Consider the following 13160-nt stretch of genomic DNA (forward strand, 5'->3'; position numbering starts at 1 on the left):
TGTCCTCACCCCAATCTACTGTACTCGTCTATTAAAAGACTGCTCAAGACGTTCGAGCTTGCCAGACAAGCTGCCGTCATAGATCGTATCGCCAATGGCGACTTTCAATCCGCCCAAGAGGCTCGGATCAACGATATTTTCAATACGTACCTGTTTATTGACACGGCCGCCGAATTCGCGAGCAACCGCTTGTTTTTCTTCCTCATTCAGCGCATAAGTCGAGTATACGAGCGCATCGGCAATACCCAGCGACTCTCCCTCGATCTTCACGTAATCACTCAGCAGAGCATCCAGCAAATCAACGCGTCCGCGCTCGATCAGGAGCAGGACAGTTCGCAGGACGGACTCAGATACTTTACCGTCAAGGCTGGCGTGCAGCGCATTCCGTTTTGCCTCATCCGAAATGTTAGGAGAAGAGATAAACTTGCCGATCTCCTTATCCCCGGTCAGTGCAACAACAACCGCCCGCAGCTCTTGCTCCGTTTCCAGCACGCGTTGTTGCTGCTGCGCCACTTCAAACAATGCTTTTGCATAACGTTTGGCAACAATCGTATCGCGGCTCATTTTCTGCCCCCTACCTCATTGAGGTATTGGTTCACAAGCTCTTCTTGTGCAGGACCGTTCTCAACTTCTTTTTTGATCAGTTTGGAAGCGATCTGTACCGAAGCAGAGCCCAGCTCGCTGCGCAATGCCGCAACCGCTTTGTTTTTCTCGCTTTCGATTTCACGCACTGCATCGTCTTTCAGGCGATTCGCTTCGGATTTGGCATCGGCCAAAATCGTTTCGGCTTGCTTGTTTCCGGTTTGTTTGGACTGCTCGATAATATCGTAAGCTTCTTTGCGCGCTTGTTCCAAAGCTTTCTTTTGTTCCTCAACATAGGCAAGAGCTTGATCACGAGTCTGCGCAGCCTCATTCATCTGCGTCATTACGAGTTCGCGACGTTTCTCCATGATGGAGAAAAGCGGGCCAAATGCATAACGGCTAAGCAGCCAATATAAAATAACAAAAGCGATGATCGCCAGAACTGTATTTTCCCATACGAAACTCAATCTGTTCACTCCTTCCTGGAGATATCCTCAGGCTGCATTTCCGGGTTTACGGACGCTACCTAAAAAGAAGGCGCGGATGGCTGTGGCCTTCCCCGCCAAACCTGCATTGATTTTATTAAGCCGCGCCGTAGAAAATGAACGCCAGAACCACACCGATGATCGGCAATACCTCGATCAAACCTACCCCGATAAACATTGTTGTTTGCAGCGTGGATTTCGCTTCTGGTTGACGAGCGATCCCTTCAACTGTTTTGCTGATTACCAAACCGTTACCGATACCTGCGCCAAGTGCGCCCAATCCTGCAACAATTGCTGCTGCCAATAATGCCATTGCTCCCATTTGTATATCCTCCTTAGAATAATCGTTAAATTTTATAGTTCAGTCCTGCAGGGCTAATCCGTTTGGACTTGAATCTTAATGTTCGTCGTGAGACTCGACGGTCTGTGAAATATAAACCATCATCAGTACTACGAAGACAAATGCCTGAATGGCACCGATAAAGATACTGAAACCTTGCCATGCAGCCAACAGCGGGATCGCCGCAATTGCACCAATCCATTTGAAAGCCGTCAGTTTCATGATGGTTGAGATGAGAACCTCGCCCGCAAAGATGTTTGCGAACAAACGCATTCCGTGTGTCAACAGTTTGGATGCCGTCTCGATAATGTTAATCGGGAAGAACAACCAATGCGGCTGGAAGTAGTGTTTGAGATACGCTCTGGTATTTTTGAACAATCCCAGACCGTGAGCGATCACAAACGCAATAAGTGCCAGTCCCATCGTCACAGAAAGGTCTGCGGTCGGTGATTTCCACCAAGCAATCTCAATGTGAGGGTGAGCATTCGGATCTTTCTCATGCGCTTCGTTGAATGCTTCGACAGCACTTACGATCGGTTGACCCGCAATCTGTGCCTGACTTACATCAGTCATGCCAGTGACTACCCCAAAAGGAAGCCCAAGCATGTTACCCACAAAAATAAACATAATCATGGTTGTTGCCAGAGTAAGGAAATGCTGGCCCTTCTTCATGTCCATCGTACTCGAGATCAGGTTGCGAACAAACTCGATGGCCCATTCCAAAAAGTTCTGCATTTTACCTGGGTTGTCTACAGACAAGTTCCTTGTCGCCAGTTTACAAATGATAAAGACGATTAAGCTAGTCACCACCAGCATCAGTACAACCGACAAGTCCAGTCTGAATCCACCCAGATCAATAATGGGAGCTTCATGCATATTTTTCTCACCCCTTTCTCGCGTTCAATTCGGTTCAGTTCTATGATTCTGTGTTGCGGGATAAGATGATCCCTATAAATAGGAGGGAAAATTGCGCAAAGACGAGGCCACCCACGACCGCGTATGTATTGAAGTACTGCGGATACCGCATCGCCAGAAAAACACCGAGCACCGCAAGTGCCGCCCTTGTCAAAAATCCCAGATTTACCCTCTTCAAATTACCCCCAGCCGCATCTTCCGACATAATCCTCACTTTGCGTCCGAGATAGGAAGCATTGATCCAGCTGATGCCTACGCCCAAAGCCAGTCCGACTGCGATCGTCTGGATGTCGGGAAACAATGCGGCAATCAGGAAACAGATCATGAGGATGGTCATAACGCACACTGTCATCCATTTGCGAAGTCTGGTTAGTTCACTCATCACTTTCCCCCATGAATTTTTTCGCGATAAAGTAGATGCTCACGCCGCCTGCCGCCAGAAAAAAGAGAACGCTTACGGCGGTCCATATTCCGGTAGTTCCAAAGGTCTTGTCTACCCAGGAGCCGACGAAATATCCGGCAACGGCGAGGACGGCAATCTCGATCCCAAAAGCTGTCACGAGCCCCATCGCTTTCCACACGTTATCATCATGGTTACGGGATGAATTTGGTTTGTTCGAATCGGCCATTTTCCACGCCACCCTTGCAATCCCAGTTAATTTTACTGAATGATGAGAGCCTTTGTCAATTGAATGATTTTAGCGTTTTAAAGGGTAAAACGACGGATTTATAAGCCCACAAAAGCCCATAAACCCGCGTAAACCGTACAGTTTAACTGTATGCTGTACCCTTCGTGAATCGAACAAAAAAAGTAAATTATTTTTTGAATTTTCTGTGAAATGATTCCGGTCTTTCGTCTTTCCTGCCAAAATGGTGCAAAATCGCATTGACAATTCTTTCCGAAGCCTGTCCGTCACCGTACGGATTAGCAGCCTGACTCATGCTTTCATAGAGTGTATCGTCCGTTAGCAAAGCCCGCGTCCGTTCATAAACGCGTTCCTCACTCGTCCCGACAAGCTCCAGGGTGCCAGCTTCGATGCCCTCGGGACGCTCCGTCGTATCCCGAAGAACAAGGACAGGCACGCCAAACGAAGGCGCTTCTTCCTGCAAACCGCCTGAATCGGTCAAAATCAAGTGAGTATGCGGGTAAAAGTTATGCAAATCCACTACGTCTAGCGGATCAATAAGTTTAATTCGGGGATGATCTCCCAAAATTTCGTGAGCCGGCTCCTTCACAGCAGGACTTGGATGCACCGGGTACACGATGGCAATATCTTCGAACTCGTCGGCAATCCGTTTGACGGCCCGGAAAATGTTGCGGTGAGGCTCGCCTTGGGATTCACGGCGGTGAGCTGTCATCAGCACAAGGCGTTTGCCTTGAGCCCAATCAAGTACCGGATGTGTATAACCCTGCCGTACTGTATATTGAAACACATCCGTGATCGTATTGCCTGTGACGTAGGTACTAGACTCCGGTTTATTTTCTTTGGCGAGGTTCGAGGCAGACCAGTCCGTCGGCGCAAAATGCATATCTGCCAATACGCCCGTAAGCTGGCGGTTCATCTCTTCGGGATATGGAGAAAGCTTGTTCCATGTCCGAAGCCCAGCTTCCACGTGCCCCACTTGAATCTGCTGCATGAAAGCGGCATAACTGGCCAGGAACGTCGTCAGCGTATCCCCATGAACCAATACGATATCCGGTTTCGCTTCGCGAAGTACAGGTTCGAGCCCTTGCAATACGCGGATGCTGATTTCGTTCAACGTCTGACGTTCTTTCATGACATCCAGATCGTAGTCCGGTTTAATGTTGAACACCTCGAGAACCTGATCCAGCATCTGGCGATGCTGTGCCGTTACGCACACGATCGACTCGATCGATTCAGGATACTTCTGCAGTTCCAAAATGAGCGGAGCCATTTTGATCGCTTCCGGCCGCACGCCGAAAATCGTCATTACTTTGATTTTGTTGGACATTCGAGCAAAGCCCCTTTTCTACTACCGCACAGAGACGTGCGCTTATTTTGTGCCGTACAGGCGGTCTCCTGCATCTCCCAGTCCGGGAACGATGTATCCATGGTCATTCAGGCACTCGTCCAATGCAGCCACGTAAATGTCCACATCCGGGTGAGCATCATGAACAGCCTTTACGCCTTCCGGTGCTGCTACAAGGTTCATCATTTTGATTTGGGTGCAGCCGCGCTTTTTGAGCACGTCAATCGCCGCGATGGCCGATCCGCCGGTGGCCAGCATCGGGTCGATCACGATCAACTCGCGTTCCGTCACATCCGTAGGCAGTTTGGTGTAGTATTCGACAGGCTGCAGCGTTTCCGGGTCACGGAACAAGCCGACATGGCCAACCTTCGCTGCAGGCAGCAATTTCACGACGCCATCCAGCATACCCAGGCCTGCGCGAAGGATCGGCACCAGTCCGAGCATGCGGCCCGAAATCACTTTTCCTTTCGTTTGGGCAACAGGAGTCTGAACGTCGATCGATTCCAGCGGAATCTCTCTCGTAATCTCGTAGGCCATCAATGTGGCTACCTCGTCCACGAGTTCGCGGAAATCTTTCGTATTTGTACGCATGTCGCGAATAAACGTCAGTTTGTGTTGAATCAAAGGATGATCACATATTACCAATTTTCGCATCTTAATTTGTCCCTCCGGTAAGTTCTTCAATGTACAGCTTATCCAATATCGCCTGACGATCATTCATCCGGCCCGATAAATCCTGTATATTATATCATCACCCACACCGAATTACACCCTCCAAGGACATCGAATCATTACAGAAAAACGAATCCTACAAAAACAGGACCGGAAACATAGTGTCCGGTCCTTGAAGAAGTAAATTCTAGTATTTCAGGTCAGTGTACAGCGGGAATTTGTCGGTCAGCTTCGTTACTTCGCTGCGCGCTTCATCCAGAATCGCTGTATCTTTCGGGTTTTTCAACGTTTTGGCAATGATTTTACCGATCGCAACCATTGCTTCCTCATCCATGCCGCGCGACGTTGCCGCAGGCGTACCGATCCGGATGCCGCTTGTGATGAACGGGCTGGTCGGATCGAAAGGAATGGCGTTTTTGTTGACGGTGATACCAATGGAATCGAGCACATGCTCCGCTTCTTTACCCGTGATGTTCACGCTGCGAGTGTCGATGAGCATCAAGTGGTTGTCCGTACCGCCGGACACGATGTTCAAGCCTTCGCTGATGAGCGTTTCAGCCAAAACTTGCGCATTTTTCACGACGTTTTGAGCATATGTTTTGAAAGAAGGCTGCAATGCTTCGCCAAGGGCTACCGCTTTGGATGCGATGACGTGCATCAGCGGCCCGCCTTGGGAACCAGGGAATACGGCTTTGTCGATCGCCGCTGCCCACGATTTGCGGCACAGAATCATACCGCCGCGAGGTCCGCGCAGCGTTTTGTGCGTCGTTGTCGTTACGAAATGGGCATGCGGAACCGGGCTTGGATGCAATCCGGCAGCCACAAGGCCTGCGATGTGAGCCATGTCGACCATGAACAACGCGCCTACATCATTGGCGATGGCGGCAAGCTTTTCGAAATCGATCGTGCGCGGATATGCACTTGCACCGGCAACGATCAGGCGGGGACGATGTTTGAATGCCGCTTTGCGAACTTCGTCGTAATCAATCATGAACGTGTCTTCCTGTACGCCGTAAGCCACGAAATTGTACAACAGACCGGATGCATTGACCGGGCTGCCGTGCGTCAAGTGTCCGCCATGGGCCAGGTTCATGCCGAGCACGGTGTCGCCTGGTTTCAGCGCTGCCAAGTATACCGCCATGTTCGCTTGCGCACCGGAATGGGGCTGTACGTTAACATGCTCCGCACCAAACAGCTCTTTTGCGCGATCGCGCGCGATATCCTCAACGATATCCACGTGTTCGCATCCGCCATAGTAGCGTTTGCCCGGATATCCTTCGGCATATTTGTTCGTCAGTACAGAACCCATCGCTTCAATTACCGCTTCGCTGACGATGTTCTCGGATGCGATCAGCTCGATGTTGTTGCGTTGGCGTTTCAATTCGAGATTCATCGCTTCCAGTACTGCCGGGTCACTCTTGCGCAATTGTTCCATGATTAAATTCCTCCCGTTTATAAATGAAGTTAGTCAGTCACAAAATGTTGAATCAAGCTCTTCGTCCAAACGATACACCGCGCGTTCCCCGCCGATGAGTTTGGGCCGGGTCAACGCGGCCGTTACCCGCGCTTTGCCGATATAGCGAAGAGTCGTGCGAAAAGGTACTGCAACATGGCGCAAATGCATGCCAATCATCGTTTCTCCGATGTCCACCCCCGCATGGGCCTGCACATGTTCAGCCAGACATGGTTTCGCCAGCGAGCGATAGGCCGCGGCTGCCATGGAGCCGCCTGCCTTTGGCACCGGAACGGCTCCCACCTCGGTCAATCCAAGGCGCGTCAACACCGAACGTTCCATGACCAGCGCACGATTCAAATGCTCGCAGCACTGAAACGCCGTGTCGAAACCGAATTCCTGTTGTACCTCGCGAATACCGTCAAGCAGCTGCTGGGCAACTTCAAAGGCACCGCCCGTACCAATCCGTTTGCCTGCAACCTCGCTTGTGCTTGTACCGATCACCACGATCTGCCCAGGCCCAAGCTTGCCCGCAATCGCCAGTTCACGCAACACCGCTGCGGTCTGCTCCTGCAATCCGGGTTGATGCGAATCCAACTCCGTTGTCATCCTATCGCCTCCCGATTAAATCATGCCCTGCTTCCTCTGGATTGTCTCGCATGCATGCGTGGCATTTCAGGTACCATTATAGCGAATAAACGGACGAAATACGAAAAAAGAGCAGTCTGCGGGTATCGCAGAATTGCTCTTTTGCCCAGGCGACCGGCCGTTTGTTCTGGTGCTCCACCGTGGTTAAACCCACTTTTGTCGCCAGTTACACCAGATCCCTGTTTTCCATTTCATCATAAATCAACCCGCGCATAAAATCAACGGGAAATTTACACTCGATGTCCTGTTTGACAATGTCATCCCATCTTGACGAACAACAGCCTTATGCTCTGCAGAGGCTATTCCAGTTTGTCCAGCAATCGGTCCAGCGCGGTGCGGATTTCAGCTGCGGCCACATTGTAATCATCCCGGCTCCCGCCGAACGGGTCGGAGATGTCAAAGCTCGGGATACGTTGACGAATCTCGATGGCACGCTCGCGCTCGTCTGCTGAAATTTCCTGGCCGAGCGCTCGTTTCATCTCCAGCGTGGCGAACAGGCTGTCCAGTTCCTGCAAGTCGTTCATAACCTGTTCATCGTCTTCCACATACTCTTTCAGCGTATACGTTTTGTGGACCGAGTCTGGAAACACTTGAATAACATGCTGCTTGTGCCCTCTGGTCAGCGTAAGCACAAGATCCGCCCATTCGATCAGATCGGCATTCAGCTGCGTGGAGTGTTCGGGGCCGCGGACGTCATGATCCCGCAAAACCGCTTCCGCATGATGGGAAATCGGCATACCCGTCGTCGCCGCAACCCCGGCGGAACGCACCTCCACCTCGATCCCCCGATCGGCTGCCAGCTTGCGCATCAGTCCTTCAGCCATGGGGCTGCGGCATGTATTTCCGGTGCATACAAACAAAATATGTTTCATCGTGCAAGCCTCCCCATTCAAAATGATGTCCATATATGAATAACGCCATAAATCCCGTAAAAAACGCTAACGAAGCGTTTTTTTGCACAGGCGAACTTCGTTTAACCGTTTGTTGCTTGAAATATCGGCTTTCACATGCAGTACTCGGATGCTTTATGAAACTATTGCCCAAGCATCCATCGATATATTTTCATGTTCGAATAAACCGGACCCATTCTATCGATGCTTTCTTGCTATTATAGGATGGTTAAGCCCTGTTGAAAACATGTACACCGCACAACGTTCAGAAAATAAAGAGCAGCCCGAAGGCTAACAAGATCGCTCCCCCGACAGCCTCGCCGTAATCGCCAAGATTTTGACTGACACGCCGTCCGAGCAAAAGGCCCATGATGGACATCACGCCGCCGCAAATCCCGAATGCCAGCACGGTGAGCAACAAATTGCTGCTAAACATGCCCAGCGATACGCCAACCGAGAACGAGTCTATGCTTACGCTGAACGAGAATAACGTGACCCCCAGCATGGTACGGTGATCAACCAGCTTGGTATCTCCTTCCCTAAAAGCGTTCCAGATCATATGCCCACCCAGCAAAATAAGCAAGCCACCCGCCGCATATGTCGTGATGTCTCCCAACAGGGCACTGACGTATTTGCCCGTCACCATGCCGATCAATGGCATGATGACGTGAAACAAGGCCGTCACCGTGCTGATCTTCAGCACATCCCGCAACCGTATGCCTTTCATGCCGATGCCGATCCCCAGAGAAAAGGCATCCAGCCCAAGAGCCACAGCCATGATCAAAATGGTTACCAGCTGCCCCACATGGGCAGATACATCCCACATCCCCATTCCCCCATGTCCCGTAAAAGATTCTTGTACACGATATGCGGACAAGGCCATAAACATGACCAGGGATAATTAAGAGGCTGCCGGAAACCCGGCAGCGTCGGGCCAAACGATTCGCTTTATCGCCGTTCGGGAAGGAATGGACGGATGGAGGATGTAATCAGGGCGCTGACGAACATCAGCATTCTTATTTCACCAAAATGATGAACGTTCCAATTCTAACGAGCTTCAGTAACGTTATTTCGCTGAAAGTGGCCTTCTACACGCCATTTCATATCCCATAGCGTGCTTCAGGTTCGCTGCACAATCACGAGCGCTATTTCGCGCCAAATAACGTGACCAGGGTTCGTTAGAGCTGGACGGGACGTAACGGGGTGCGGCAGAACGACCGGGCAGCGCAGAACAAAGCGTGGTGCATGCCCTGTAAGCACGGGCGAGGTCGAGGCGACTGGAGGTGATGCGTCTGACCGGGCATGCTGCGGTGGAGCCGCGAAAGCGCGGTGCGGCGCACCTGAGCATAGCGCCGCCAGCCGCTCACGGCGGGTCATCCGACCTGAATCAGTCGGTGGCCCGCCGCCTTGAGCAGCCGATTCATGACGGCTGCGCCAAGCCCTTCGCGCGAGCAGGCTTCCGCCACGATATACGTGGCGCCCTGCTCATCGCAGCTGCGCAGCGCGGCGTACAGCCTGCGCGCAGCTTCTTCCAGCTCGCTGGCTTCGCCCAGCGAGAACACTGCGTCGGCGCGGTACTGCTCCGCGTGCTCGGCGAACGCCAGCACTGCGGTGCGCTCCCCGCGCTGCGCCGCCTCCGCGAGGGCGGCGCCGATCCAGGCCGCCACCGCATCAGGCGGCCCCTCCACCACGCACAGCGCGCCAACGGGCGCATAGTGCGTGTACTTCACGCCCGGCGAGCGCGGCACCGGGCGATCGTCGCCTTCGGGCCCTTCGGCCAGCAGGCCCGGGTCCGTGGCGACGCGGGCGGCCACGGCGGACAGCTGCTCCGCCGTGATGCCGCCAGGGCGCAGGATGGTGACGGTACCGTCGTCACCGGCCTGCACCACCGTGGACTCGACGCCCACCCCTGTGGGGCCGCCGTCCACAATGCCGCCGATGCGGCCAGCCAGGTCCTCGCGCACATGTGACGCGAGCGTAGGGCTTGGCCGCCCCGAGCGGTTGGCGCTTGGCGCGGCGACCGGGCAATCCGCCGCCGCGATCAGCTGCAGCGCAACCGGATGGTCCGGCATGCGCACGCCCACTGTATCCAATCCGGCGGTGACGCGAGGCGATACCGCGCCGTCTCTAACAGGCAGCACCAGCGTAAGCGGTCCGGGCCAAAACGCATCCATCAGCGCTTCCGCAGTGGCATTGACCTCCGTCACCAGCGAATCCAGCTGGTCCCGGCGGGCAATATGCACGATCAGCGGGTTGTCGGAAGGCCGGCCCTTGGCGGCGAATACGGCTTCCACCGCTGCCGTGCTGCGCGCATCCGCACCGAGGCCGTACACCGTTTCGGTCGGGAAGGCAACGGTTTCCCCTTGACGTAGGCAGGCTGCGGCAGCCTGCAAGTCCACGAGCGCCTGCTGCCTTGCAGAAGCGCTCTCCCTTTTTCCATCCCCATCTTCCGGGTTGATCAGCACCTTCACGTCCCAAATGACCGTATCCTTCATCGGCTGGCCTTGTTGAAAACCAACGCCCGCCTCTCCTGCATTTCCATTCGTGTTGCTTAACGGCTGCATCGCTTCTTGTTCTCTGTTCATCTATTCATCATTCCCAAACGTTCATAGTAGGTTATGTTCGCTCGCACGGATACTATATAAACCGCACTATCAATCACACAAGGCCACTGCGAATGCAGTACGAACTTCCGATCGCTCTTATCCCCAGATTTTTTCGAATCCTCTTTCTTTAAGGGAAAATCCGGTGATAAATACGCAAGCCTCGCTTCTTCAGATTGGTTCTGCCTCTCCGTTAGCGTGTGTATGTTTTTGTGGTTTATATAGTTATACGCCACCAGCGCTCGAACAAACATCAGTACATTAGTATTTATCCTTCTTCGTTGCAAACGCAAGATATTCGTCAGGTTCCTTCCTGCGACAAATATGGTAACAGCGTCGTTCCCCAATTATAACACATCCCTGCTGCTCCCGGACGGGCTTGCTGCCGCGGCAGCATGCCGTAAAAAAAGGACAGTGCCCACTTTGGAGACCGTCCCGGTTGAATCGATATGAACATCAAGCAAACCATCCGGTTACCCAGCTCCAGACATTGACCGCCAAATCCCACAAGAAGAAGCGCGCTTCCGGAGCAGCGTCCTGAACAGACGCGGCGGTTTTCACAGCTTCTGGGTCGGCAGCAGCGGCGGCAGACGCCGTCGTCGGCTTGGCCAACGCATCGCCCGTACCTGCATCGATGAAGCACAGCGGCGGGAATAGAACGCACCACCAATTTTGCCCCTCGCCTTTCCCCAGTGTTACGCGCACTGCTTCATAATCCCCGGCGGGATATACGGTACCCCCATACAGTTTGGTCGGAAAAGGAACCACCCCAAGCTCCACCTGATAATCGTAGTTCAGCCCGCGACTCTTAAGCTCCGCTCCCACCAACGCCTCCAGCTCGGGCAAATGGCGACGGATGACAGCACGCGCATCCTCGATGCTCTGCGGGTTGTCCAGCTCCGATACCCACTGATCCATCTGGGCAACGACAGCATCGCGAATCTCGCGTTTCACGAGCTGGTCTCCGGCGGAATCCGAGTTGGCCAAAATGCGCAAGCGGATCGATTGCTCCGGAATGTTCGCAGCCGCTACGGCTGCATCCGTTTTCTGTCCTTCCCACATCATAATTACCATCATAAGACAGGCTATAATAAGTCCAATTTGTTTCACGAATCGTCTGCTCATCCCGTTCTCCCCCTTGGCTCCCGTAGTCATGTTCCCTGCAACTCTCTCATGTCTATCAGTATGCCCGGGGGAGACGAAAGTAAACCTATTAAATTCACGAATCTAGCAATATTGCAAAAGATATATTCCGGCGCTTCTCCCGTACGTTTGAACCAACCATGTCCGGATCATCCCGTCATCTTGCCTGTTCCCATCCTGCCTTGTAACCGGCCCCACAATCCGCTCCTCTGTTCCGCAAAACCAAAATCATCGTCCTCTTCATGCCCGTACAGCTTGATGCTCATCACAAATCCGATGCACGCCATATTGATCAGCAGCGACGTCCCGCCGTAACTGATGAAAGGCAGCGTAATTCCCGTTAACGGCATCAGGCCGAGGAATGCGCCGATATTTTCATAAACCTGATACAGCAGCATGCCGATCACGCCCACAATGATGACAGGTCCGGTCCGATCCTTGCATTCGAGCGCGATCAGCACCATCCGGTGGATCAGGATAAAGTAGAGCAGAAGCAGCACCGAACCGCCAACGAAGCCGAACTCCTCGGCAATGACCACGAAAATGGAATCCGAATACGTATAGGGCACCCTTCCGCTTTGAACCGAAGTCCCTTGAAGGTACCCCTTCCCGGTAATGCCGCCCGATCCGATCGCAAGCCCGGCGTTTTTCGTATGCCAGGAAGCCTTCGCCGTCGCTTTCTCCGGTACGAGCCATGGATCGATCCGCTCTGCCCAATGCTCCCGATCCGCCGCTTCCAAAAACGTATAAATCTCATCATGGTATGTCGTATACGCCTGTACAAAGCCAAATATTGAACCCCCTATGATCGCCAAACCGATCAGAGCGTGAGACAGCTTGATATTCCCGATCCAAAGCACGGCCGCCAAAATAACAACGTAACCAAGCGCGTTGCCCAGATCGTTCTGAGCCATGACCAAAGCAAACGGCAGGAACGTCCACAATCCGATGGGAACGACATCCCGCCAGAAGCCGAGCGGCCGTTTCGTCCTGATCAGCAGGAGTTTGGCCAGAAACAAAATCAGCACCAGCTTAAAAAGCTCCGCAGGTTGAAGGGAGAACGATCCGATCTGCAACCACCCATTGGCATTGTTGATGGCATTCCCGACAAAATGAACGAGGATCAGCAACATAATACCGACCCAGTAAATCCAGAACGCATACTTGATGAACAGCTTATAGTTAACCAGACCAATACCGAACACGGCTGCGAAACCAGCGACATAAAATAACAGTGTCTTTATATGATGGCGTCCCAGTTCCGGACTTGCCTGCACAGCGCTGTATACCGTAACCACGCTAAATATCATCAGCAGGAACAGCACGAACAGAATAACGCCATCCATCTTCTTCAACAAGCTCCACATGCCGTTGCTCCCCCTCGACCTTTACGCGATACAAACGGAATAGGCATCAAGAAATATTTCCCAGATGCAA

At 52.8% G+C, this 13160-nt stretch carries 15 protein-coding genes and 1 riboswitch; all 15 genes read right to left on the minus strand.

The genetic code is table 11. From position 1 onward, the window contains the following. Nucleotides 1-15 precede the first annotated feature (15 nt). The 15 genes from MKY59_RS28620 to MKY59_RS28690 all read right to left on the minus strand — a co-directional run bounded on the left by MKY59_RS28620 (nucleotide 16) and on the right by MKY59_RS28690 (nucleotide 13090). Nucleotides 16-564: a F0F1 ATP synthase subunit delta gene (locus tag MKY59_RS28620; RefSeq protein ID WP_236413021.1), complete on the minus strand. Its 549-nt coding sequence runs from the start codon at nucleotides 562-564 to the stop codon at nucleotides 16-18. Beyond that, a complete protein-coding gene (gene atpF, locus MKY59_RS28625; RefSeq protein ID WP_236413022.1) occupies nucleotides 561-1049 on the minus strand; it encodes a F0F1 ATP synthase subunit B in 489 nt (162 codons plus the stop codon). Before atpF ends, MKY59_RS28620 begins: the two co-directional genes overlap by 4 nt. A 115-nt stretch (nucleotides 1050-1164) precedes the next feature. Further along, nucleotides 1165-1389, minus strand: a complete 225-nt coding sequence (gene atpE, locus MKY59_RS28630; RefSeq protein WP_090903513.1) for a F0F1 ATP synthase subunit C — start codon at nucleotides 1387-1389, stop codon at nucleotides 1165-1167. 75 nt (nucleotides 1390-1464) lie between these two features. Then, complete coding sequence (gene atpB / locus MKY59_RS28635; RefSeq protein WP_236413023.1) at nucleotides 1465-2283, minus strand: F0F1 ATP synthase subunit A; 819 nt, start codon at nucleotides 2281-2283, stop codon at nucleotides 1465-1467. A gap of 40 nt (nucleotides 2284-2323) precedes the next feature. Next, nucleotides 2324-2704 (minus strand): ATP synthase subunit I, encoded by a 381-nt coding sequence (locus MKY59_RS28640; protein ID WP_236413024.1) that lies wholly within the window; start codon nucleotides 2702-2704, stop codon nucleotides 2324-2326. Next, nucleotides 2697-2951, minus strand: coding sequence for an AtpZ/AtpI family protein (locus tag MKY59_RS28645; protein ID WP_236413025.1), 255 nt, complete (start codon nucleotides 2949-2951; stop codon nucleotides 2697-2699). The genes MKY59_RS28640 and MKY59_RS28645 overlap by 8 nt, the downstream gene beginning before the upstream one ends. Nucleotides 2952-3138: 187 nt before the next feature. Next, nucleotides 3139-4296, minus strand: coding sequence for a UDP-N-acetylglucosamine 2-epimerase (non-hydrolyzing) (gene wecB / locus MKY59_RS28650; protein ID WP_236413026.1), 1158 nt, complete (start codon nucleotides 4294-4296; stop codon nucleotides 3139-3141). 42 nt (nucleotides 4297-4338) lie between these two features. Further along, nucleotides 4339-4968: a uracil phosphoribosyltransferase gene (gene upp, locus MKY59_RS28655; protein ID WP_236413027.1), complete on the minus strand. Its 630-nt coding sequence runs from the start codon at nucleotides 4966-4968 to the stop codon at nucleotides 4339-4341. A 205-nt stretch (nucleotides 4969-5173) separates the two neighbouring features. After that, a complete protein-coding gene (gene glyA / locus MKY59_RS28660; protein WP_290371422.1) occupies nucleotides 5174-6424 on the minus strand; it encodes a serine hydroxymethyltransferase in 1251 nt (416 codons plus the stop codon). A 30-nt stretch (nucleotides 6425-6454) separates the two neighbouring features. After that, on the minus strand, nucleotides 6455-7048 hold the full coding sequence (locus tag MKY59_RS28665) for a TIGR01440 family protein (RefSeq protein WP_339274969.1): 594 nt from the start codon (nucleotides 7046-7048) through the stop codon (nucleotides 6455-6457). Nucleotides 7049-7184: 136 nt separating this feature from the next. After that, nucleotides 7185-7267, minus strand: a riboswitch (ZMP/ZTP riboswitch). 119 nt (nucleotides 7268-7386) lie between these two features. Next, complete coding sequence (locus MKY59_RS28670) at nucleotides 7387-7959, minus strand: low molecular weight protein arginine phosphatase (RefSeq protein ID WP_236413032.1); 573 nt, start codon at nucleotides 7957-7959, stop codon at nucleotides 7387-7389. Nucleotides 7960-8242: 283 nt separating this feature from the next. Continuing rightward, nucleotides 8243-8803, minus strand: a complete 561-nt coding sequence (locus MKY59_RS28675; RefSeq protein WP_236413035.1) for a manganese efflux pump MntP family protein — start codon at nucleotides 8801-8803, stop codon at nucleotides 8243-8245. Between the two features lie 547 nt (nucleotides 8804-9350). Beyond that, nucleotides 9351-10472 (minus strand): L-threonylcarbamoyladenylate synthase, encoded by a 1122-nt coding sequence (locus MKY59_RS28680; protein WP_339278492.1) that lies wholly within the window; start codon nucleotides 10470-10472, stop codon nucleotides 9351-9353. A 564-nt stretch (nucleotides 10473-11036) separates the two neighbouring features. Continuing rightward, nucleotides 11037-11705, minus strand: coding sequence for a stage II sporulation protein R (spoIIR, locus tag MKY59_RS28685; RefSeq protein ID WP_339274972.1), 669 nt, complete (start codon nucleotides 11703-11705; stop codon nucleotides 11037-11039). Between the two features lie 167 nt (nucleotides 11706-11872). Then, the gene (locus tag MKY59_RS28690; RefSeq protein WP_339274973.1) at nucleotides 11873-13090 is read right to left on the minus strand and encodes an FtsW/RodA/SpoVE family cell cycle protein; all 1218 of its coding nucleotides are present in this window, start codon (nucleotides 13088-13090) and stop codon (nucleotides 11873-11875) included. Nucleotides 13091-13160: the final 70 nt, after the last annotated feature.

Source organism: Paenibacillus sp. FSL W8-0426 (genome assembly GCF_037969725.1).
Classification (GTDB): Bacteria; Bacillota; Bacilli; order Paenibacillales; family Paenibacillaceae; genus Paenibacillus; species Paenibacillus hubeiensis.